Source organism: Streptomyces sp. NPDC085944 (genome assembly GCF_040686295.1).
In the GTDB taxonomy this organism is placed as follows: domain Bacteria; phylum Actinomycetota; class Actinomycetes; order Streptomycetales; family Streptomycetaceae; genus Streptomyces; species Streptomyces salinarius.
This window is the reverse complement of sequence record NZ_JBFBJX010000031.1, coordinates 20,285-42,145: the sequence shown is the minus strand read 5'-3', so window position 1 is coordinate 42,145 and position 21,861 is coordinate 20,285. Positions and strand designations below refer to the sequence as shown.

General features: G+C 71.8%; 19 protein-coding genes and 3 pseudogenes. 9 read left to right on the top strand and 13 right to left on the bottom strand.

Features of this window, described 5'->3' with window-relative positions:
- Positions 1-144: 144 nt before the first annotated feature.
- The 4 genes and pseudogenes from AB0P07_RS35060 to AB0P07_RS35045 all read left to right on the top strand — a co-directional run bounded on the left by AB0P07_RS35060 (position 145) and on the right by AB0P07_RS35045 (position 3,224).
- Positions 145-1,113 carry a HAMP domain-containing sensor histidine kinase gene (locus tag AB0P07_RS35060; protein ID WP_365558066.1) on the top strand — a complete coding sequence of 323 codons (969 nt, stop codon included), beginning with the start codon at positions 145-147 and terminating at the stop codon, positions 1,111-1,113.
- A gap of 87 nt (positions 1,114-1,200) precedes the next feature.
- Complete coding sequence (locus AB0P07_RS35055) at positions 1,201-2,265, top strand: biotin/lipoate A/B protein ligase family protein (RefSeq protein ID WP_365558063.1); 1,065 nt, start codon at positions 1,201-1,203, stop codon at positions 2,263-2,265.
- Between the two features lie 14 nt (positions 2,266-2,279).
- Positions 2,280-2,407 (top strand): annotated as a pseudogene (locus tag AB0P07_RS35050) (DNA-binding protein); the annotation flags it as partial.
- Between the two features lie 157 nt (positions 2,408-2,564).
- Entirely contained in the window at positions 2,565-3,224 is a 660-nt protein-coding gene (locus tag AB0P07_RS35045) for a hypothetical protein (RefSeq protein WP_365558060.1), read from the top strand.
- On the opposite strand, the gene AB0P07_RS35040 is transcribed toward AB0P07_RS35045, so the two are convergent.
- The 8 genes from AB0P07_RS35040 to AB0P07_RS35005 all read right to left on the bottom strand — a co-directional run bounded on the left by AB0P07_RS35040 (position 3,221) and on the right by AB0P07_RS35005 (position 12,500).
- A complete protein-coding gene (locus AB0P07_RS35040) occupies positions 3,221-4,783 on the bottom strand; it encodes an NCS1 family nucleobase:cation symporter-1 (protein ID WP_365558058.1) in 1,563 nt (520 codons plus the stop codon). The genes AB0P07_RS35045 and AB0P07_RS35040 overlap by 4 nt on opposite strands.
- 110 nt (positions 4,784-4,893) lie before the next feature.
- Entirely contained in the window at positions 4,894-5,916 is a 1,023-nt protein-coding gene (locus tag AB0P07_RS35035; protein ID WP_365558055.1) for a TIGR03842 family LLM class F420-dependent oxidoreductase, read from the bottom strand.
- 11 nt (positions 5,917-5,927) lie between these two features.
- On the bottom strand, positions 5,928-7,331 hold the full coding sequence (gene hydA, locus AB0P07_RS35030; RefSeq protein ID WP_365558052.1) for a dihydropyrimidinase: 1,404 nt from the start codon (positions 7,329-7,331) through the stop codon (positions 5,928-5,930).
- Positions 7,332-7,365: 34 nt separating this feature from the next.
- Positions 7,366-8,208: a nitrilase-related carbon-nitrogen hydrolase gene (locus AB0P07_RS35025; protein ID WP_365558050.1), complete on the bottom strand. Its 843-nt coding sequence runs from the start codon at positions 8,206-8,208 to the stop codon at positions 7,366-7,368.
- 102 nt (positions 8,209-8,310) lie between these two features.
- A complete protein-coding gene (locus tag AB0P07_RS35020) occupies positions 8,311-9,936 on the bottom strand; it encodes a PucR family transcriptional regulator (RefSeq protein WP_365558047.1) in 1,626 nt (541 codons plus the stop codon).
- A gap of 33 nt (positions 9,937-9,969) precedes the next feature.
- The gene (locus AB0P07_RS35015) at positions 9,970-11,253 is read right to left on the bottom strand and encodes an aspartate aminotransferase family protein (RefSeq protein ID WP_365558044.1); all 1,284 of its coding nucleotides are present in this window, start codon (positions 11,251-11,253) and stop codon (positions 9,970-9,972) included.
- On the bottom strand, positions 11,250-12,092 hold the full coding sequence (locus AB0P07_RS35010; RefSeq protein ID WP_365558043.1) for a nitrilase-related carbon-nitrogen hydrolase: 843 nt from the start codon (positions 12,090-12,092) through the stop codon (positions 11,250-11,252). The genes AB0P07_RS35015 and AB0P07_RS35010 overlap by 4 nt, the downstream gene beginning before the upstream one ends.
- Before the next feature lie 156 nt (positions 12,093-12,248).
- The gene (locus AB0P07_RS35005; RefSeq protein WP_365558041.1) at positions 12,249-12,500 is read right to left on the bottom strand and encodes a helix-turn-helix transcriptional regulator; all 252 of its coding nucleotides are present in this window, start codon (positions 12,498-12,500) and stop codon (positions 12,249-12,251) included.
- A 63-nt stretch (positions 12,501-12,563) separates the two neighbouring features.
- Between AB0P07_RS35005 and map the strand changes: the two genes are divergently transcribed.
- Positions 12,564-13,340: a type I methionyl aminopeptidase gene (gene map, locus AB0P07_RS35000; RefSeq protein WP_365558038.1), complete on the top strand. Its 777-nt coding sequence runs from the start codon at positions 12,564-12,566 to the stop codon at positions 13,338-13,340.
- Between the two features lie 219 nt (positions 13,341-13,559).
- Positions 13,560-16,088, top strand: a complete 2,529-nt coding sequence (locus AB0P07_RS34995; RefSeq protein ID WP_365558036.1) for an ATP-dependent Clp protease ATP-binding subunit — start codon at positions 13,560-13,562, stop codon at positions 16,086-16,088.
- On the opposite strand, the gene ggt is transcribed toward AB0P07_RS34995, so the two are convergent.
- Positions 16,089-17,897, bottom strand: a complete 1,809-nt coding sequence (gene ggt, locus AB0P07_RS34990) for a gamma-glutamyltransferase (RefSeq protein ID WP_365558033.1) — start codon at positions 17,895-17,897, stop codon at positions 16,089-16,091.
- A gap of 141 nt (positions 17,898-18,038) precedes the next feature.
- Between ggt and AB0P07_RS34985 the strand changes: the two are divergent.
- Positions 18,039-18,383, top strand: a pseudogene (locus AB0P07_RS34985) (hypothetical protein); the annotation flags it as partial.
- 52 nt (positions 18,384-18,435) lie between these two features.
- Here the strand turns inward: AB0P07_RS34985 and AB0P07_RS34980 are convergent.
- Positions 18,436-18,693 carry a hypothetical protein gene (locus AB0P07_RS34980; protein ID WP_365558068.1) on the bottom strand — a complete coding sequence of 86 codons (258 nt, stop codon included), beginning with the start codon at positions 18,691-18,693 and terminating at the stop codon, positions 18,436-18,438.
- Between the two features lie 61 nt (positions 18,694-18,754).
- Between AB0P07_RS34980 and AB0P07_RS34975 the strand changes: the two genes are divergently transcribed.
- Positions 18,755-19,204, top strand: a complete 450-nt coding sequence (locus tag AB0P07_RS34975; RefSeq protein ID WP_365558031.1) for an IS3 family transposase — start codon at positions 18,755-18,757, stop codon at positions 19,202-19,204.
- Positions 19,204-19,590, top strand: a pseudogene (locus AB0P07_RS34970) (DDE-type integrase/transposase/recombinase); the annotation flags it as partial. The gene AB0P07_RS34975 and the pseudogene AB0P07_RS34970, both read left to right, overlap by 1 nt.
- 60 nt (positions 19,591-19,650) lie before the next feature.
- Here AB0P07_RS34970 and AB0P07_RS34965 read toward each other — a convergent pair.
- The 3 genes from AB0P07_RS34965 to AB0P07_RS34955 form a co-directional block, all read right to left on the bottom strand.
- Complete coding sequence (locus tag AB0P07_RS34965; RefSeq protein ID WP_365558028.1) at positions 19,651-20,595, bottom strand: helix-turn-helix transcriptional regulator; 945 nt, start codon at positions 20,593-20,595, stop codon at positions 19,651-19,653.
- A gap of 176 nt (positions 20,596-20,771) precedes the next feature.
- Entirely contained in the window at positions 20,772-21,059 is a 288-nt protein-coding gene (locus AB0P07_RS34960) for a cytochrome P450 (RefSeq protein WP_365558026.1), read from the bottom strand.
- 269 nt (positions 21,060-21,328) lie between these two features.
- Positions 21,329-21,784 carry a hypothetical protein gene (locus AB0P07_RS34955; RefSeq protein WP_365558023.1) on the bottom strand — a complete coding sequence of 152 codons (456 nt, stop codon included), beginning with the start codon at positions 21,782-21,784 and terminating at the stop codon, positions 21,329-21,331.
- Between the last annotated feature and the right edge of the window lie 77 nt (positions 21,785-21,861).

Here is a 21,861-nt window from a genome sequence, read left to right as displayed (position 1 = left end):
CCACCAGCGTGACTCGGCCCGGCGGGGCGCGGGCCCCCCCCGGCGGGCGCCAGTACCGGGGGAGAGGGCGTGGTGTCCGGCGGGGGGCGAAATGGGTGCCGGAACCGATGGACTGGTGCGCCGTGCGTCGCCGACGCTGCTGCGGTGCCCCTGTTCTGGAGAATCTCGCTGTTCAACTCGGTGGTGCTGATCGTCGCGACCGCGTTGCTGCTGGGACCGGTCACCGTGTCGACGCCCGTCCTGCTCACCGAGGCCGCCATCCTCACGGCGGGGCTGGTGGTGGTCCTGGTCGCCAACGTCGTACTGCTGCGCATCGGTCTCGGGCCGCTGCGGCAGCTGACCCGCGCCATGACCACCACCGATCTGCTGCGGCCGCGGGTGCGTCCGAAGGTCGACGGCGACGGCGAGATCGCCGAGCTGATCACCACCTTCAACACGATGCTCGACCGGCTGGAGGCCGAGCGGGCGCTGAGCGCCGCCCGCACCCTGACCGCGCAGGAGTCGGAACGCCACCGCGTGGCCCAGGAGCTGTACGACGAGGTGGGGCAGACCCTCGCCGCCGTGCTGCTGGACCTCAGGCGGGTGGCCGACCAGGCGCCCGACGAGGTGCGTGAGCAGCTGTCGCAGGTGCAGGAGACCACCCGGGCCGGCCTCGACGAGATCCGCCGCATCGCCCGCCGGCTGCTCCCGGGGGTTCTGGAGGAGCTGGGTCTGTGCAGCGCGCTGAGGTCGCTGTCGGACGAGTTCACCGGCCCCTCGCTGACCGTGCGCCACGACCTCGCCTCCGGCCTGCCGGCGCTCGGGGACAACGCCGACCTGGTCCTGTACCGGGTCGCCCAGGAAGGCCTCACCAACGCGGCCCGGCACTCCGGGGCACGCCTGGTGACGCTCACCCTGGAACGGGCCGGTGACGCCGTCGAGCTCCGGGTCCGCGACGACGGCCGGGGCTTCGACGGCTCCGGGGACGCCGCCGAGGGAGCCGGGATCCGCGGCATGCGGGAACGCGCCCTGCTGATCGGCGCGGACCTCTCCGTCGGCCCGGCGCGCGGGGGCGGCACGGAGGTGCGGCTGACGGTGCCCGTGGGCGACCGGGTGGCCGACCGCGTCGGCTGACCGTCGGCCGACCGGCCCGGGGGCGCGGGGCGGGAACACACCGGCCGGGCGCACCGTTGTCCTCTACTGCGAAACGGAGGCGGAACGGTGCACGGTGAATACAAGATCCCCGGCGGCAAGCTGGTCGTCGTGGACGTGGAGGCCGAGGACGGCGTGCTGCGGCACGTGCGCGTGGCGGGCGACTTCTTCCTGGAACCGGACGAGGCGCTGGACGCCGTGAACCGCGCGCTGGAGGGCGCCCCGGCGGACACCGACGCGGCGGGACTCGCCGCGCGGATCGACGCCGCCCTGCCCGAGGGCACCGTGATGTACGGGCTGACCTCGGAGGGCGTCGGCATCGCCGTGCGCCGCGCCCTGGCCCACGCCACGGACTGGACGGACTACGACTGGCAGCTGATCCACGAGGGGCCCGAGTCCCCCGCGCTGCACATGGCCCTGGACGAGGTGCTGACCGCCGAGGTCGCCGCGGGCCGGCGTCCGCCGACGCTGCGGGTGTGGGAGTGGGGCGCCCCGGCGGTGATCATCGGCAGTTTCCAGTCGCTGCGCAACGAGGTGGACCCCGAGGGTGCCGCCCGCCACGGCATCGAGGTGGTCCGCCGCATCTCCGGTGGCGGTGCCATGTTCGTGGAGCCCGGCAACACGATCACCTACTCCCTGTCGGTGCCTCAGGCACTGGTGCAGGGCCTCTCCTTCCAGGACAGCTACGCCTACCTCGACGACTGGGTGCTCGGCGCGCTCGGTGAGATGGGCATCCGCGCCTGGTACCAGCCGCTGAACGACATCGCCACCGACCAGGGCAAGATCGCGGGCGCCGCCCAGAAGCGCGTGGTGGGCCCCGGCGGCGGCCCCGGCGCCGTACTGCACCACGTGACCATGTCGTACGACATCGACGCGGAGAAGATGCTCGACGTCCTGCGCATCGGCAAGGAGAAGATGTCCGACAAGGGCACCAGGAGCGCCAAGAAGCGCGTCGATCCGCTGCGCCGGCAGACCGGTCTGGCGCGAGAGACGGTGATCGACCGGATGGTCTCCTCCTTCGGAGACCGGTACGGACTGACCCGGGGCAAGGTGACGGACGAAGAGCTGGCCCGCGCACGGGAGTTGGCACACACGAAGTTCTCCTCCACCGAGTGGACCGCCCGGGTGCCCTGACGGCCGGGTTCACCGCGGACGTCGCGGCGTGGCGCCGGCCCGAGCGCACCGACACTGCCTGGTGCACCTCGTCGCGTACGGCGCGTTCGCCGTCGTGGACCGCATCGAGACCTCCCTGACGGCCCCACCGCTCGGCAGGCCCCGTGACCGGCTGCGCACGGACGCGCGTGGCCGTGCGTCTGCGTCACCGCGCGGCCACGCACCGAGTTCGCCCTTCCGCCCCACGGGGAGTCGTGTGACACTGGCGTCCCGTCCGCCGTGCGGGCACCCTCCGCACCGTCCCCCACGAGAAGTGCGCCTTGCGTTCTCTTCCTCTGCCGCTCGCCCTGACCGCCCGTCTGGCGCCGGTCGCCGTGCTCGCCACCGCGGGCTGGGCGATGTCGTCCGGGCCGGACACGTCACCGGCCGCCAAGGAGAGAACGCCGTCGCCCGGCACCACCGAAAGATCGGCGTCCGCGCCGGCGAGCCCGTCGGCGACGAAGAAGTACGCCACCGCGCCGGCACCGTGCGAGAGCCTGGCCGGCAAGACGGTCACCTCGCTGGTGCCGGGAGCCAAGGCGGCCGGCAAGGAGATCCCGTCCACGGACACCAAGGTGCGCCGCACCTGTTCGTGGAACGCGCTCAAGGGGTACGACTACCGCTGGCTCGACGTCTCCTTCGAGGTGATGGAGACGGAAGAGGCCGCGCAGAAGTCGTACAAGGAGCGGGTCGCCGACCGCAGCGGCGGCGGTGACGTGCCGGGGCTCGGCGACAGCGCCTACTCCGTCGTGAACCTCACCACCGAGGACAAGCAGCAGACCCGTGAGGGCACCGTGCTGGTCCGCGCGGCCAACGCCCTGGTGGTGATCACGTACAACGGCAGCGACTTCGAGTCGAAGAAGGCGCCCGGCACCACCGAGATCAACAAGGGTGCCATCAAGGCGGCCAAGGAGGCCGTGGCCGCCTTGCAGGGCGGCTAGGACGGGCTCCGGGAGGGGGCCGGTTCCGCCGCGGCGGCCGCACCGGGCCGGGTCGCGGGCAGCAGCATCAGCGCCAGGTAGAGGACGAGGGACGTGCCCAGGCCCACTGCCCAGCCGTAGTCGGCCAGCGGCTCGAGGAAGGGCACGGGGCGGCCGTCGACCAGGGGGTGGAAGTCCGCGCCGCCGATGGCCAGGACGCCGCCGACGAGGAAGGCGACGACCGCACGCCAGTTCCAGCCTCCGCCGTACCAGTAGCGGCCGCCCCTGCGGTACAGGTCGACGAGGTGGAGGCGGGCGCGGCGCAGGATCCAGTAGTCGGCGATGAGGATGCCGGCCACGGTGCCGAGCAGCCCGCCGACCAGGCCGAGCCAGGTGAAGATGTAGCCCTGCGGGTCGGAGTACAGCTTCCAGGGGAAGATCAGCACCGCGAGCACGGACGTGATGAGGGCGCCGGCCCGGAAACTGACCTTGCGCGGTGCGACGTTGGAGAAGTCGAAGGCCGGGGAGACCAGGTTGGCGGCGATGTTCACGGACAGGGTCGCCACCAGGACGGTGACGAGGGCGAAGAGCAGGCCCACCACGTTGTCCGTCTTCGCGGCGAGTCGTACCGGGTCCCAGATCGGTTCGCCGTACACGGCCTGGCTGCCGGAGGTGACCATGACGGACAGGAACGCGAACAGGGTCATCGTCGTCGGCAGGCCGAGGGCCTGGCCGCGGGTCTGGGCCTTCTGGCTCTTCCCGTAGCGGGTGAAGTCGGGGATGTTGAGGGACAGCGTGGACCAGAAGCCGATCATGCCCATCAGGGAGGGCCAGAACAGTTTCCAGAAGCCGCCGCCCCAGCCCAGCCTGGAGGGCTGGTCGAAGAGCGGTCCGAAGCCGCCCGCCTTGTCGGCCATCCACCACAGCATCACGAAGGCGCCGACGAGGACGAAGGGCGCCGCCCAGTTCTCGAAGCGGCGGATGGTCTCCATGCCCCGGTAGATGATGGCGACCTGGAGCGCCCAGAAGATCGCGAAGGACAGCCACATGGTCCAGGCGTGGCCGCCGACCGTCGCGGCGCCGGTCCAGCCGTCGCCGATCAGCTTGCCGGCCAGGAAGTAGATCGCCTCGCCGCCGATCCAGGTCTGGATGCCGAACCAGCCGCACGCCACCAACGCCCGTACGACGGCGGGCAGGTTGGCGCCCCGGATGCCGAAGGAGGCGCGGGCGAACACCGGGAAGGGGATGCCGTACTTGGGTCCGGCGTGCCCGGTGAGCAGCATCGGCGCGAGCACGATCAGGTTGGCCAGGGCGATGGTGAACACCGCCTGTTTCCAGTCCATGCCGACCGCGATGAGCCCGGAGGCGAGGGTCCAGGAGGCCGTGTTGTGGGCCATGCCGACCCACAGGGCGGAGAAGTTGTACGTGGTCCAGGTGCGCCCCTCGACGGGGACGGGCAGCAGGTCCTCGTTGGCGTAGGGACCGCTCGGCGGCGGGGAGCCCGGGGCGAGCTCCACGCGTCCGTCGGGGAGGGTGACTTGGGCGGACGGCGGTATGGCCGTGGGCGCGGTGTCGGTCATGGGCAGGCCAATCATGCGGTGGGACGGGAGAGGCCGTGCGGACGGTGCCGAGGGGGGTGCGCGGGTGCGCCCTGGTGCCCGCCCCGTCGTGCGGGGCGGGCGGGGGCGGGTCACGCGTTGACGGCCGGGATGACCTTCGTGCCGTAGGTGTCGATCACGGCTTCCTGTGCGTCGTGCATGTCGTACAGCGCGAACTGGTCGACGCCGAGGGCGCGCAGGGCGGTCAGCTTCTCGATGTGCTTCTCGACCGGGCCGATCAGGCAGAACCGGTCGACGATCTCGTCCGGCACGAACTGCGTGTCCGGGTTGCCGCTGCGCCCGTGGTGGGCGTAGTCGTAGCCCTCGCGGGCCTTGATGTAGTCGGTGAGTTCGTCGGGGACGGCGCCGGTGTGGGCGCCGTACTTGGCGACCAGGTCGGCCACGTGGTTGCCGACCATGCCGCCGAACCAGCGGCACTGCTCGCGTGCGTGGGCGAGCGCCTCGGGCGAGTCGTCGCCGGTGACGTAGGCGGGGGCGGCGACGCAGACCGTCACCTCGGACGGGTCGCGTCCGGCGGCCTCGGCGGCGTCCCGGACCGCCCTGACCATGTACTCCGTGAGGTAGAGGTCGGCGAGCTGGAGAATGAAGCCGTCGGCCTCCTCGCCGGTCGTCTTCAGGGCCTTCGGGCCGTACGCGGCCATCCACACGGGGACTTCGGCGCCGGGCTTGATCCAGGGGAACCGGACGACGGTGCCGCCGCCGAGGTCGGCCTCCTCTCCCCTGCCGAGCGCGCGGATGACCTTGATGGCTTCGCTCATGCGGGCGAGGGTGTTGGGCTTGCGTCCGGCCACGCGCATCGCGGAGTCGCCGCGGCCGATGCCGCAGACGGTGCGGTTGCCGAACATGTCGTTGAGGGTGGCGAAGGTGGAGGCGGTCACCTCCCAGGTGCGGGTGCCCGGGTTGGTGACCATCGGGCCGATCTTCAGCGTGCTGGTGTGGGACAGGATCTGGCTGTAGATCACGAACGGTTCCTGCCAGAGCACGGCGGAGTCGAAGGTCCAGCCGTGGCTGAAGCCGTTGCGCTCGGCGCGTTGCATCAGCTCCACGACGCGGGAGGCCGGCGGGTCGGTCTGCAGGACGAGTCCGAAGTCCATGGGCACCGCTCCTAGTTCAGGTACTGACAGGTGGCGCGCGGGGTGTAGACGCCGTGGCCCTTGCGCCCGGTGTACTCCCGCTCGGTGACGACCGGTTCGCCGCGCGAGAGCACGGTCTCCACGCGGCCGGTGATCCGCCTGCCCTCGTAGGCCGAGTAGTCGACGTTCATGTGGTGGGTCTCGGCGGAGATCACCTGCTCGGCGTCCGGGTCGTAGACGACGATGTCGGCGTCCGCGCCGGGCGCGATGGTGCCCTTCTTCGGGTACAGGCCGAACATCCGGGCCGGGGTGGCGCAGGCGATCTCGATCCAGCGGCGGCGGCTGATGTGCCCGTCGACGACGGCCTGGTGGAGCAGGTCCATGCGGTTCTCCACGCCCGGCATCCCGTTGGGGATCTTGGAGAAGTCGCCGCGGCCCAGCTCCTTCTGCCCGCTGAAGCAGAAGGGGCAGTGGTCGGTGGAGACCACCTGGAGGTCGTTGGTGCGCAGGCCGCGCCAGAGGGCCGCCTGGTGCTCCTTGGGCCTGAGCGGGGTGCTGCACACGTACTTGGCGCCCTCGAAGCCGGGCTCGGCGAGGTTGTCGGTGGACAGGAACAGGTACTGGGGGCAGGTCTCGCCGAAGACGGGCAGGCCCTCGTCGCGGGCCCGGGTCAGTTCGGCGACCGCCTCCGTCGCGGAGACGTGCACGACGTACAGCGGCGCGCCGGCGACCTGGGCCAGCCGGATGGCGCGGTGGGTGGCCTCCGCCTCGAGGAGGGCCTTGCGGACCTCGCCGTGGAAGCGGGGGTCGGTCTCCCCGCGGGCGAGAGCCTGTTCGACCAGGACGTCGATGGCGATGCCGTTCTCGGCGTGCATCATGATCAGGCCGCCGTTCTCGGCGGCGCGCTGCATGGCGCGCAGGATCTGACCGTCGTCGGAGTAGAAGACGCCGGGGTAGGCCATGAACTGCTTGAAGGAGGTCACGCCCTCCTCCACCAGCAGGTCCATCTCCTTGAGCGTCTCCTGGTTCACGTCGGAGACGATCATGTGGAAGGCGTAGTCGATCGCGCAGTTGCCCTCGGCCTTGGCGTGCCAGGCGTCCAGGCCCGAGCGCAGGGAGTGTCCGACGCTCTGGATGGCGAAGTCGACGATCGTGGTCGTACCGCCCCAGGCGGCGGCGCGGGTGCCGGTCTCGAAGGTGTCGGCGGCGTAGGTGCCGCCGAAGGGCATCTCCATGTGGGTGTGCCCGTCGACGCCGCCCGGGACGACGTACTTGCCGCTCGCGTCTATCACCCGCTCGGCGGTGAACGCCTCGGCCGCCGGGGTACCGGTCGCGGCGAGGGCGGCGACGCGGCCGTCCTCGATCAGGACGTCGGCGTGGATCTCGTCGGACGCGGTGACGACGAGGCCGCCGCGGATGACGGTACGGCTGCTCATACTGCTGTTCCCTCCTGTCGGGGGCGCCGGCGGGTCAGGGCGCGGTCAGCGGGGAGTAGGCGCCCGGCGCGCGGTCGCGGTAGAACTGCCAGCGGTCGCGGACCTCGCGCAGCTTGGCCAGGTCGAGGTCGCGGACGACGAGTTCGGTCTCCTTGTCGCTCGCGACCTCGCCGACGAACTGGGCCTCGGGGTCGACGAAGTACGAGGTGCCGTAGAAGTCGTTGTCGCCCAACTCCTCGACGCCGACGCGGTTGATGGCGCCGACGAAGTACTCGTTGGCGACGGCGGCCGCCGGCTGCTCCAGCTGCCACAGGTAGCCGGACAGGCCGCGCGAGGTGGCCGACGGGTTGAAGACGATCTCGGCGCCTTCGAGGCCCAGCGCCCGCCAGCCCTCGGGGAAGTGCCGGTCGTAGCAGATGTAGACGCCGACCTTGCCGACGGCGGTGTCGAAGACCGGCCAGCCGGAGTTGCCGGGGCGGAAGTAGAACTTCTCCCAGAAGCCGCGCACCTGGGGGATGTGCGTCTTGCGGTACTTGCCGAGGTAGGAGCCGTCGGCGTCGATGACGGCGGCGGTGTTGTAGAGGACGCCGGGCTGCTCCTCCTCGTACATGGGGAGCACCAGGACGATGCCGTGTTCGCGGGCGAGCCGCTGGAAGCGCTCGACGATCGGCCCGTCCGGGACGCTCTCGGCGTAGGCGTAGAACTCCGGGTCCTGGACCTGGCAGAAGTACGGTCCGTAGAACAGCTCCTGGAAGCACATGACCTGTGCGCCCTGGGCGGCGGCGTCGCGCACCGCCTGCTCGTGGACCTGGATCATCGATTCCTTGTCGCCCGTCCAGGCGGTCTGGAAGAGCGCGGCTCGGATCACTCGGCTCATCTTCGGCCTCCACTCGCTCGGTGTACGGCGAGACTAGGGACGGCGGCCGGCCGGATTGAGTGGCACGGTGTCACGTCTGCGGGGGTCGGGCATTGCACGGTGTCACCCCTGTTGGGCGTCGTGGGCGAGGAGCGCGATGTGGACGGAGGCGGCCTGCTCGAAGTCGTCGAGGTCGACGCCGAGGAGGCCCTGTATGGCCTCGAGGCGGCGGTAGAGCGCGGGCCGGGAGACGTGGTGGAGCTGGGCGGTGCGGGACTTGTTGCGGCCGGTGGCGAGGTAGGTGCGCAGGACGGACAGCAGGTCCTGGTCGGGGCCGCTCAGCAGTCCGTCCAGCTCGCGTTCGGCGAAGGACTGCACGTGCGGGTCGTCGCGCAGCAGCCGTACCAGGCCGCGCAGATGGATGTCGCGCAGCCGCACGACGGGCGGCGGGTCCAGGGTGGTCGCGGCGTCGGCGACGGCGTCGGCGACGTGCTGGGCCTCGCGCAGGCCCGCCGGGACGTCGGTCCAGTCGGCGCGGGCGTCGGCCGCCGCGACCACGGTGTGGGAGGTGTCCGGTTCCGCACGCAGCCTGGTCGCGAAGTGGGCGGTGAGCGCCCGGGCGTCCTGGTCGGGAGCGAGGCTGAGCAGGACGGCGACGTGGTCGTCGGCGAGCCGGGCGGCGATGCCGGGCAGGCCGAGCCGCCGCAGCACCCGGGCGGGCCGGGCGGGCTCCCGCTCGCGGACGACGAGGGGGACGAAGACGCGCCGGTTGACGGGCAGGCCGGCCGCGCGCGCCCGGGGCAGCAGTTGCCGCGCCGGTACGGCGCCGGTGACCAGGTCGGTGAGCAGGCTCCGCGTGGACTGCTCCTCCCAGGAGTCCCACGCGTCCCGGGGGCCCGCGCAACCGCCCCCGTGGGTGCCGTCACCGGCGAGCATGCGGTGCAGGACGAGGGCCTCGGCCGCGCGGTCGGCGAGCAGGCGTCCGGCAGCCCGCTCGCCCCGGTAGCCGCACAGCACCAGGCGGCCCCAGCGCTCCCCGCGGCAGCTCAGTTCGGCGCGGACCCAGCCGTCGGCGGAGGCGGCACCGGCCTGGCGGGCGATGCGCTCCCAGTCCCGCAGGACGTCGTCGACGGCCGCCCGCTCCCCCGCCGTGGCGAGCACGCGGTGGGCGAGGTTGGTGACGACGACCGGGCAGCCGGCGTGCCGGGCCACCTCGTCGAGCAGGCGCTGCACCGGGGCGCCGGCGGTGATCAGGCCGGTCAGTTCGGTGCGTACGGCCTCGGAGAGGCTGACGGCGGCGAACTTGCGCCGCAGCAGCCGGGACTGCACCTCCTCGGTCAGTTCGGCGAACGGGAAGGGCCGGTGCAGGACGACCAGGGGCAGTCCGCAGCGTTCGGCCGCCCTGCGCATCACGTCGGGCGGCGCGGGGAAGGCCCGGCCGAGGCCGAGCACGACGGCCGCCGCCTCGGCGCGGTCCAGCGAGCGGATGTACTCGCCCTGCCTGTCCTCGTCCCCGGCGAGCAGTACCCCGGTGGTGAGGACCATCTCGCCGCCGGTGAGCATCACGCCGACGTCGGCGGCCTCGGCGACGTGCACCCAGCGCACCGGCCGGTCGAGCCGGTGGGCGCCGGCCACCACCTCGGGCTGTCCGGCCTGCACCCGTTCCAGGTCGAGGACCTGGCGAACCGACAGGGCCGGCTCCCAGGGCTCCCGGGGCTGCCGGGCCGGGACCCGCGAGGTGGTGGTCATGGCGGCGCCTCCTGGGGCTCGGCCACGCGGCGGTCAGATGCTCCGCAGGGCGCGTTCGAGGATCGCGGCGCCCTCCTCGGCCTCCGCGACGGTGAGGGACATCGGCGGGGCGATGCGCAGGACGCTGGTGCTGTGGCCGCCGCCCTTGCCGACGAGCAGTCCGCCGGCGCGGGCCTCCTCGAGGACGGTGGACGCGGCGTCGGGGGCGGCCTCGTCGGTGCCGGGGCGGGTCAGCTCGACGCCGATCATCAGGCCGCGTCCGCGCACCTCCCGTACGTGCGGCACCCGGGCGGCGACGGACCGCAGCCGTTCGATGAGCAGGCCGCCGACGCGCCGGGCGTTGCCCTGGAGGTCGTGTTCCAGGAGGTAGGAGAGGTTGGCGAGGCCCGCGGCCATGGTGACCTGGGTGCCGCCGAAGGTGGAGATGCTGTTGGTGTCCAGGCAGTTCATGATCTCGGCGCGGGCGACGACACCGCCGATCGACATGCCGTTGCCGATGCCCTTGGCGAAGGTGACGATGTCGGGCGGACCGCTCCTTGCGTGCGCCTGCCAGCCCCAGAAGTGCTCGCCGGTGCGGCCCCAGCCGGTCTGCACCTCGTCGGAGATCCACAGGATGCCCCGCTCGTGCAGCACCTCGCGGAAGGCGGCGTACAGGCCGTCCGGCGGGGAGGTGAAGCCGCCGACGCCCTGGACGGGTTCGGCGATCAGCGCGGCGGGGGCGCGGGTGTGGCCGAGCAGGTCCTCGAGGTCGGCGACGCAGGCGTCGATGAAGTCCCGGTCGTCCAGGTCCGCGTAGGGGCCGCGGGTGCGGACGCCGCCGTGGACGTAGAGGGTCTGGAGCGGGGAGAGGGAGGTCGGGGACCAGCCGAGGTTGCCGGTGATGCCGACGGCGCTGAAGGAGCGGCCGTGGTAGCTGTTGCGCATCGCCAGGATCGCGTTGCTGCGCCGGTAGGTGGTGGCGAGCAGCAGGGCGGTGTCGTTGGCCTCGGTGCCGGAGGTGGTGAAGAAGACCCGGGCGTCGGGGATGCCGGACAGCCGGGCGACGCGTTCGGCGAGCTCCACCATCGGGCGGTTGAGGTACAGGGTCGAGGAGTGGACGATACGCCCCGTCTGTTCGGCGACGGCCTGGGTGACCTCGGGCAGGGCGTGCGCGGTCATCGTGGTGAGGATGCCGCCGAAGAAGTCGAGGTACTTGTTGCCGGCCGTGTCCCACACGTACCGGCCCTCCCCGTGGCTGATCTCCAGCGGGTCCTCGTAGTAGAGGGCGAGCCAGTCGGGCAGGACGGCGCGGTGGCGGGCGTAGAGGTCGCGGGTCACGGCCGCACCAGCCCCTCGTAGGCGTCGGGACGGCGGTCGCGGTAGAAGGCCCACTGCTGCCGGACCTCCTCGATCAGGTCGAAGTCCAGGTCGCGGACGACGAGTTCCTCCTTGGTGTCGCTGGCCGTCTCCCCGACGAACTGTCCGCGCGGGTCCACGAAGTACGACGTGCCGTAGAAGTCGTTGTCCCCGTACTCCTCGACGCCGACGCGGTTGATGGCGGCCACGAAGTACTCGTTGGCGACGGCCGCGGCGGGCTGTTCCAGCTGCCACAGGTGGGCGGAGAGACCGCGGTGGGTGGCGGACGGGTTGTAGACGAGCTGGGCGCCGCCGAGGCCGAGTTGGCGCCAGCCCTCGGGGAAGTGGCGGTCGTAGCAGATGTAGACGCCGACCTTGCCGACGGCGGTGTCGAAGACCGGCCAGCCCAGGTTCCCGGGGCGGAAGTAGAACTTCTCCCAGAAGCCTTTGACCTGCGGAATGTGGTGCTTGCGGTAGGTGCCGAGGACGGTGCCGTCGGCGTCGATCACGGCCGCGGTGTTGTAGTAGAAGCCGGACTGCTCGACCTCGAAGACGGGGACGACGATCACCATGCCGGTCTCGCGGGCCAGGGCCTGCATGCGGCGGACGGTGGGACCGTCGGGCACGGGCTCGGCCCAGCGGTAGTGCTCCGGGTCCTGGACCTGGCAGAAATAGGGAGCGTTGAAGACCTCCTGGAACCCGATGACCCGCGCGCCCTGCCGGGCGGCCTCGCGGGCGTGCTCCTCGTGCTTCGCCACCATGGACTCGGTGTCGCCGGTCCAGGTGGCCTGGACGAGAGCGGCACGTACGACGTTGGCCATGAGCTGCTCCTTCGACACGACGTCAGAGCCTCTACGCCCGTAGAGCAGGCCGTAGAGGGACGAACGTAAGCCTGGCCGGACGGGCTTGCCAAGACCATCGTCGTCAAGGCACGGTGTCGATCACGTTTCGCACTCCTGTGGGTGAGTGCGGGCGCCTCAGGCGGGCAAGGGGACGCACCTGCCCACCAGCTCGTCCATGGACAGCCCCAGCGCGCCGGCCAGCGCGGCCACCGTGAAGAACGCCGGGGTGGGGGCCCGGCCGGTCTCGATCTTGCGCAGGGTCTCGGCGGAGACGCCGGCCTCGGCGGCGACCGCCGTCATGCTCCGGTCGCCGCGGGCCGCGCGGAGCAGCCGGCCGAGCTGCTCGCCGCGCTCACGCTCTTCGGGGGTCAGGGGTGTGCGCACCATGGCGTCATTCTAATACCGCCCCCGCCGCCGGGACCCAATTCAAATACCGGTATAGTAATTGGCATGGTGGAACTGAAGACGGACTCATCGATCGACGCCATGCACGCGGCCGGACAGGTCGTCGCGCGGGCCCTGACCGCCGTACGGGAGGCGGCGGACGTGGGCGTGTCACTGCTGGAGCTGGACGCGGTGGCGCACGAGGTGCTGCGGGAGGCGGGCGCGGGCTCGCCGTTCCTCGGGTACCGGCCCTCCTTCGCGCCGACGCCCTTCCCCGGCGTCATCTGCGCGTCGGTGAACGACGCGATCGTGCACGGCATCCCGGACGGCTACCGGCTGGGCGACGGGGACCTCGTCTCCGTCGACTGCGGCGCCCTCCTGGACGGCTGGGCGGGGGACTCGGCGCTCAGCTTCGTGGTGGGCACGCCGCGTCCGGCCGACGTGAGGCTGATCGAGACCGCGGAGCGGGCCCTGGAGGCGGGCATCGGGGCGGCCGTCGTCGGCAACCGCATCGGCGACATCGCGCACGCCATCGGCACCGTGTGCCGGACGGGCGGCTACGGGATCATGGACGACTTCGGCGGCCACGGCATCGGCCGCCACATGCACGAGGACCCGGGGGTGCCCAACGAGGGCCGCCCGGGGCGCGGGCTCCCGCTGCGGCACGGCATGGTCATCGCCATCGAGCCCATGCTGATCGCGGGCGGCCGGGACGACTACCACGCGGCCCCCGACGGCTGGACCCTGCGCACCAACGACGGCTCCCGGGCGGCGCACGTGGAGCACACCGTGGCGATCACCGAGAGCGGTCCGCGCGTCCTGACGTCGCGGGACGGGCTGTGAGACGTCCGGGACGGGCCACGGCGTCGCAGGAGGACGGGCCCCGACGTCGCCGTACGGGGCCCTGAGCCGCTGGGCGAACCTTTTCGTGCGGCCCTGCGCGCTCCCGGGTTCCCGGCATGCCCACCGGAACAGAACGTGTCATGTTGGGCATGACCGCGCCTCGTCCGGGTTACCCGGCCCCGGCACGTCGATCAGCGATGCAGCGGAGGTCCGTACACGATGACCAGCGGCTACATGGGCCCGGAGGGCGACCCGTTCGCGGAGTTCCTGGCACGCTTCTTCGGCGGGCCCAGGCCGAGGCAGATCGACATCGGCCGGCTGCTCAGCCAGCCCGCCCGGGAGCTGGTGCGCGGCGCCGCCCAGTACGCCGCCGAGCACGGCAGCCGGGACCTGGACACCGAGCACCTGCTGCGGGCCGCGCTCGCCACCGAGCCGACCCGGGGGCTGCTCAGCCGGGCCGGCGCCGACCCCGACTCGCTGGCCTCGCAGATCGACGAGCGGACCGGCCCGGTGCAGCACCCGCCGGGCGAGGTCCCGCCCCCCACGTCGCTCTCGCTCACCCCGGCCGTCAAGCGCGCCCTGCTGGACGCGCACGAGATGGCCCGCTCCACCGGCACCGGCTACATCGGCCCGGAGCACGTGCTCAGCGCCCTGGCCGCCAACCCGGACTCGGCCGCCGGGCACATCCTGAACGCGGCCCGGTTCGCGCCCTCCAACGTGCCCACGGAATCCCCGGAGGCCGCGAAGGCCCGTACCGAGAGCGCCCGGGCTACGAACACGCCGACCCTCGACAAGTACGGCCGCGACCTCACCGATCTGGCCCAGCAGGGCCGGATCGACCCGGTGATCGGCCGCGAGGACGAGATCGAACAGACCGTCGAGGTGCTCTCCCGGCGCGGCAAGAACAACCCGGTGCTGATCGGTGACGCCGGCGTCGGCAAGACCGCCGTAGTGGAGGGGCTGGCGCAGCGCATCACCGACGGCGACGTGCCCGACGTGCTGCTCGGACGCCGCGTGGTCGCCCTGGACCTGACCGGCGTGGTCGCCGGCACCCGCTACCGGGGCGACTTCGAGGAGCGGATGAACAACATCGTGGGCGAGATCCGCGCCCACTCCGACCAGCTGATCATCTTCATCGACGAGCTGCACACGGTCGTCGGCGCCGGCGGGGGCGGCGAGGGCGGGTCGATGGACGCCGGGAACATCCTCAAGCCGGCCCTGGCCCGCGGCGAGCTGCACATCGTGGGGGCCACCACGCTGGAGGAGTACCGCAGGATCGAGAAGGACGCGGCCCTCGCCCGCCGCTTCCAGCCCATCCTGGTCCCCGAGCCCAGCACGGCCGACGCCATCGAGATCCTGCGCGGCCTGCGCGACCGCTACGAGGCCCACCACCAGGTCCGCTACACCGACGAGGCGCTGGTCGCGGCCGTGGAGATGTCCGACCGCTATCTCACCGACCGGCGGCTGCCCGACAAGGCCATCGACCTGATCGACCAGGCGGGCGCCCGGGTACGGCTCCAGTCCCGCACGAAGGGCACCGACGTGCGGGCCCTGGAACGCGAGGTCGACCAGCTGGTCCGGGACAAGGACCAGGCGGTCGCGGACGAGCAGTACGAGCGGGCGACGCAGCTGCGGGACCGGATCGTGGAGCTGAAGCAGCGGATCACCGAGGCCACGGGGGACGGCGAGGCCGACGAGGGGCTGAACCTGGTCGTCGGCACCGAGTCCATCGCCGAGGTGGTCTCCCGGCAGACCGGCATCCCGGTCAGCAGCCTCACCCAGGAGGAGAAGGACCGCCTGCTGGGCCTGGAGTCCCACCTGCACGAGCGGGTGGTCGGCCAGGACGAGGCCGTACGGGTCGTCTCCGACGCCGTGCTGCGCTCGCGCGCCGGGCTGTCCAGTCCGAACCGGCCCATCGGCAGCTTCCTGTTCCTCGGCCCGACCGGCGTCGGCAAGACCGAGCTGGCCCGGGCACTGGCCGAGGCGCTGTTCGGCAGCGAGGACCGGATGGTGCGCCTGGACATGAGCGAGTACCAGGAGCGCCACACCGTCAGCCGCCTGGTCGGCGCCCCTCCCGGCTACGTCGGCCACGAGGAGGCCGGCCAGCTGACCGAGGTGGTGCGCCGCCACCCGTACTCGCTGCTGCTGCTCGACGAGGTGGAGAAGGCGCACCCGGACGTCTTCAACATCCTGCTCCAGGTGCTGGACGACGGGCGGCTGACCGACTCGCAGGGCCGGACGGTGGACTTCTCCAACGCGGTCGTCGTGATGACCAGCAATCTGGGCTCCGACGTGATCACCCGGCGCGGTGCCGGGATCGGCTTCGGCTCGGGCGGCGCGGAGGCGGACGAGGAGGCCCGGCGCGAGCAGGTGCTGCGCCCGCTGCGCGAGCACTTCCGGCCCGAGTTCCTCAACCGCGTCGACGAGATCGTGGTCTTCCGCCAGCTCAGCGGCGAGCAGCTGCGGCAGATCACCAGCCTGCTCCTCGACGAGACCCGCCGCCTGGTGCGCGCGCAGGGCATCACCGTCGACTTCACCGACGCGGCCGTGGACTGGCTCGCCGAGCGCGGCTACCAGCCCGAGTACGGCGCGCGTCCGCTGCGCCGCACCATCCAGCGCGAGGTCGACAACGAGCTGTCCCGGCTGCTGCTCGACGGCCGGGTCGCCGAGGGCGGCCGGGTGACGGTCGACGTCGAGGACGGGCGGCTGGCGTTCCGCACGCCCGAGCGGCCCGTCCCCGAACTGTGACTACCTCCGCCGCACCGGTTCGACCACCATCGCCGAGCCGCCGCCGCGCCGTACCTTCTCCGCGGCGGCCAGCCACTTGCCGTGCGGCAGCCGCTGCACGGCGGTCGCGGCGCCGATCTCGGGGCTGAGTTTGAAGGAGTGCCCGAGGGCCTCCAGCTCGGCCCGTACGCCGCTGTCGTAGAGGGCGGGTTCGAGTTCGGTCTGGGCGGCGTTGCGCTGGCTGGCGCGCGGGGCCGCGATCGCGTCGACGAGCGGGAGCCCGCGGTCGAGGAAGCCGGTGAGGGTCTGCAGCACGGTGGTGATGATGGTGGCGCCACCGGGCGAGCCGAGGGCCACGACCGGCTGATGATGGCGGTCCAGGACGATCGTCGGCGCGATCGAGGAGCGCGGGCGCTTGCCGGGTCCGGGCAGGTTCGGGTCGTGGACGGCCGGGCCGGCCGGGGCGAAGGAGAAGTCCGTCAGCTCGTTGTTGAGCAGGAAGCCCCGGCCGGGCACGGTGATGCCGCTGCCGCCGGTCTGCTCGATGGTGAGTGTGTAGGCGACGACGTTGCCCCACTTGTCGGCCACCGTGAGGTGCGTGGTGTTCTCGCCCTCGTACGTCGTCGGCGCCGCCGTGCCGCCACCCGCGCAGTCGGCCGGGTGCCTCGGGTCGCCGGGCGCGAGGGGACTGGTGAGCACCGCGTCGTCCTTGATCAGGCACGCGCGCGAGTCGGCGTACCGCTGCGACAGCAGCTCCCTCGCCGGTACGTCCTCGAAGGTGGGGTCACCGACCCAGCGCCCGCGGTCGGCGAATGCGATGCGGCTGGCCTCGATGGAGCGGTGCAGGTAGCCGGCCTCGTCCGCGGCGGAGAGGTCGGTGCGCTCCAGGATGTTGAGGGTCTCGCCGACGGTGGTGCCGCCGGAGGAGGAGGGGGCGATGGAGTAGACGTCCAGGCCGCGGTACGAGGTCTTCGTGGGCGCCTGGAGCTTCGCCTCGTAGGCGGCGAGGTCCTTGGTGGACAGGTCGCCGGGGCGGGCGTTCCAGCCGGAGTCCGGGTCGACGGGCGGCTTGTTGACGGTGTCGACGATGTCCTCGCCGAGTTCGCCGTGGTAGATCGCGCCGACGCCCTCGCGGCCCAGCTCCTGGTAGGTGCGGGCCAGGTCGGGGTTCTTGAACGTCGAGCCCACGACCGGGAGTTCGCCGCCCGGCAGGAACAGCTCGGCGGTGTCCGGGAAGTAGCGGAACCGCTGCTCGTTGGAGGCGGTCTGGGAGCGGAAGGTCTCGTCGACGGTGAAGCCGTGCCGGGCCAGTCGCTCGGCGGGCTTCAGCACGGACGAGAGCTTTTGACTGCCCCACCGGTCGAGGGCGGTCTGCCAGGTGGCCGGGGTGCCCGGCGTGCCCACGGACAGGCCGCTGGTGACGGCGTCGGCGAAGGCGAGCGGCTTGCCGTCCTCCGTGAAAAGCTTCTCGTCGGCGGTGAGCGGCGCGGTCTCGCGGCCGTCGATGGTGCGCACGGTACGGGACTCGGCGTCGTAGTAGACGAAGTATCCGCCGCCCCCGACTCCGGCGGAGTAGGGCTCGGTGACGCCCAGCGCCGCGGCGGTGGCCACGGCCGCGTCGACGGCGTTGCCGCCCTTGCGGAGCACCTCGATGCCGGCGGCGGAGGCGTCCCGGTCGACGCTGGAGACCGCGCCGCCGTACCCGACGGCGACCGGGGTCTTCGGAGCGGGCCGGTGCCGGGCCGTGGGCGGCGCGGCCGCTCCCACCGACACCACCACGGCGGCCGAGACCGCCAGGACCGTCAGATTCCGTGCGACAGGGCGACGCATCCGCACCTCCAGGGAAAGGCCGTTCGGGCAGCTTAGTTGATCGTCATGGCCGCGTCAGGAGCACCGGACGCGGCCGGGTGCGCCCGGGGTGCCGCGCCCCGTCGAACACAGGTACGCCGACGCCCGCTAGCATGCGCGCCCATGCCTGACGACGTACGCAACATCGTCCTGGGCGTGGTCGCGGCGGGCATCAGCGCCACGCTGGGCTGGCTCGCCCGCACCTATCTGTGGAAGCGCAGGCTCCGGCGGAAGCAGGCGTTCTTCGGGCTGCCGGACAGTTCCGAGTCGCTGCTCGTCGTCAACCGGGACCCGGCCGCCTCCGAGCCGGCGATCCACCGCTTCGACGTCTTCGCGCTCCTCGAGCTGTCCGCGTTGATCAAGGACTGCGGCGCGCACGCCCAGGTGGTCACCCAGGACATGGCCGGCCAGGGCTTCGGCGAGCGCACGGAGTTCTGTGTGGGCGGGCCCGGTTCGAACGGTCGCGTTCCTCACGGCAGCCACCGCCGCCAAGCGCTCGGACAGTCTTGGGCCATGGCCTTCATGCGGTCGGCGTCGCCGAGTGTTGCCATAACGTCTTGGTGCAGCGGTCGCCCGCTCCGGCGTACGACTCGTGCCGGCCCTGGCATCGGTAGACGACCGCTGTGGGCCGGTGCTGGTGGCCCTCGTAGGTCTTGCCGCAGGGGCTGGTCAGGAGGCAGATGCGGGGCCGGGTCTTGGTCGGCGGCCGACGGCTCGCCATGGCGGACTTCAGCTCCTGGTCCTCCTCGTCCGTGAAGATTGACGGAAGGTTGATCACGACGGTCTCTCCATAGATCGGGTTGCCGTCCTGGTCTCGCTGAGCATCGTGGCCTCGCCATGTGACGCGGTTTTGCAGGGCCGCATCCCCCAGGAGGCGGCAGCGGACGTTCTTGGCGGTCCAGCCGTTTCCGGACCGGGTCAGGCGCTGCTCGCTGTTGAGGATCAGCGCCGTCTCCGTCAGCTGCGCCTCTCCGGGAAGACCTCCCTCGCTCGGCTCAGGGTCGCCGCCTCCTCCTTGTGGACGCCGTAGTGTGAGGCGCTCTTCTTTCCGCGTTCGGCGACGTCCCATCCGAAGGGGACCATGCCGGCTCGGGGTCTCGCGCTCGAGCTACTGCCGGTGGACGGCCGGCGCGGTCGCCCCGGCCGAGCACCGGGCTGACGACGACGCGCTGGTCGCGGAGATCCACCAGCTCCACGACGACCACCACGGCACCTACGGAGTGCGGCGCACGCACGCCGAGTTGCGGGGCTTCGGGCAACGGTCGACCGCACGCGGATCGAGCGGCTGATGCGCCGCGACGGGACCGAGGGCCGACACCCGCGCCGGCGCGAACGCGCCACGATCCCCGACCGTCTCGCGCCGCCCGCCCCGGACCTGGTCCGACGCGACTTCGCCGCCGACCGCCCGGACGAGAAGTGGTGCGGCGACATCACACACGTGCAGGTCGGCGGCACGTGGCTGTATCTGGCCTGCGTCTTGGACATCTGCTCGCGCCGGGTGCTCGGCTGGTCGACGGCCACGCACATGCGCACCAAACTGGTCGCCCGCGTGCTCTCGACGGCGGTGGCTCCCCTCGGCGGCCACGTGGACGGAGTGATCTTCCACGCGGACAGGGGCTCGCAATACACCTCGGCGGTGTTCGCTCATTTCAGCGCCCATTTCAGCATCCGCTGCCGCGTCCGCAGACAGCGGATGTTTGAGTGGCTTACGGAGGGTGGGACTTCGCTGTCGGGCTCATCGGTGCGCGACGTCGGTGGACGGGATGCCCAGGGCGCGTGCCACCAACTCCCCGCGGCTGCGGACGCCGAACTTGGCGAAGACGGATTTCAGGTGGTCCTGCACGGTGTAGGGCGATACGGCCAGCGCGGCAGCGATTCCCGTGGATGGCAGGCCGGAGATCACCTGCCGCAGGATCTCCTGTTCTCGCGCCGTCAGCCCGTGGGCCAGCGCGAGCATCTCGGTGATGTGGGAGGTCGGAGACGGCTGGATGACGATCGAGGCGCCACGGCCCGGATCGCCGTCGAGCGGCGACCCCCACAGCGACAGCCACCGTCCGGCACGGGACCGTACCCGCAGGTACGCCTCTTCTCCGCGTCCGGCTCGGGCCGCCGCCGCCACCTCGTGCGGGGGCAGTGTGCCGATCTCGTCCAGCCAGCAGCGCGCCGTCTCGTTGGCGACGAGGGTGCGGCCCTTTTCGTCACGCACCAGGACACCGGGCCCGGACGGCACCGACGGCGCCCCCGGTGCGGCATTGACGCAGGTTCGACGCAGGACCGCCGCGACCGGACGCGACAGCGACCTCAGCAGCCCCGCCTCGCGTGGTGTGAAGTCCGCCCGCCCGCCGCGCCGGAACAGCGACAGCGCGCCCCAGCACTCTCCGTCCGCGAGGAAGACGGCGCGCAACTCGTGCTGGGCGTCGATGGCCGGCAGGACAGCCCGGAGGCGTTCGCTTCCGTGCGAGGCGGCACTGCGGCCGAGGATCCCGACGATGCGGCCGGTGCGCGCCAGGTCGGCGAACTTGTCCACATCGGCGACGAGGTACTCGTTGTGCGCCGCCAGAACCGCGTTGCCCGGCGGGATGCCGTCGGACAGGTCGTCGGTGACCAGCAGCGTCCACGGGTCGATGGTGGCGAAGCAGTACGCGTCGTGGGCGATGTCCTGTCCCAGCCGTGCGATCACCCGGGCACGGAGGGTCCGCGAATCGAGATCGAGCCGGCAGGTCCGTGAGATATCGCTCTCCAGTTTGAGGCCCGGTGCGGCGTTCCACGGAGATCCTTCAGGTGGAGGAGAGTCGAGGCGGGCGGAGTCTTGTGCGGGGCCGCCCCGTGGGCCGGCGGGCCTGATCCCGGTCCTGTTCACGAGATGGTCACCGGCAGGGCGACAATGCCGTTCATGAGAAGACTGGGGTGCCGTCCCGGTTCGGTTTCCGGGTCGGCCAGTCGCAGCCGGGGGAACCGGCGCAGCAGGCTGCCGACGGCGATGGCGCCCTCCAGTCCGGCCAGCGGTGCGCCCAGGCAGTGGTGCAGACCGTGCCCGAACGCCAGGTGCGACGTGGCGGCACGGGTGATGTCGAAGCGGTCCGGCTCGGCGAAGCGCTCCGGGTCCCTGTTGGCGGCCTCGGCGAACAGCGATATACGGCGCAAGGTTGAGCTTGCTCTTTCAACCTTTCGCGTCTCCGCCCGGGAAGTCCCAGCCCCACCCCTCGCCGCACTCCTGTGGCGTGGCGTTCGACGACAACTCCGCGACCAGTGGCCGGCGTGTCGTGCTGTCAGGGCTGGCTCAGCGCCCGCTCGATCGCGAGGCGCGCGGTACTCACCCTGCGGGATGTCGAACACCTCTCCCAACGGCGCAGGAGCCTCGTGCGTTGCGGAACCTCAGCCCGTCACCCGAACAGCGGCCACTCGGAAAGGGCTCACTTCCGGTGAGACCTGTGATGACGCTTACGAGAGCTGTCCGAGGAGGAGCCGTGCCCGCGGCCGCCACGCGACGGACCCCCTTCTTCCGCCTGACGGCGGCGCTCCTCGGAGGCCGCTTCTTCACGCAGCAGGTTGTAGCGGAATTCGTAACTGTGGGTGTGGCCAGAACGCACCTGTCGCTCGTAGTAGGCGTTGAATTCGCCCTCGACGGCGAAGAGGTCGGAACCCGACCCCGCCATCCCCACACTGGTCACAATCTGCCGATGCCTGACGCCGTTCTCCCATTCGATACGTTCCACTTCCATCGCGAAGAACTGATCGGCCGGCCACTGTGCCTGCTCGGCCCGAACAGCCAGCCTGCCGCTGCGCGCCTCGCCCTCCAGGGCGGCCACGCGACGTGTCGACGCGGCATTGAGAATCTCGAACACGGCGGTCCCGGCAAGATGAGCCATGCCCGCCCTCCGAGGATCCAGAATGATGGAACGGCTGTTGGCCCGCCACTCGCCAGGAGTTCCACCCTGCGTACGCC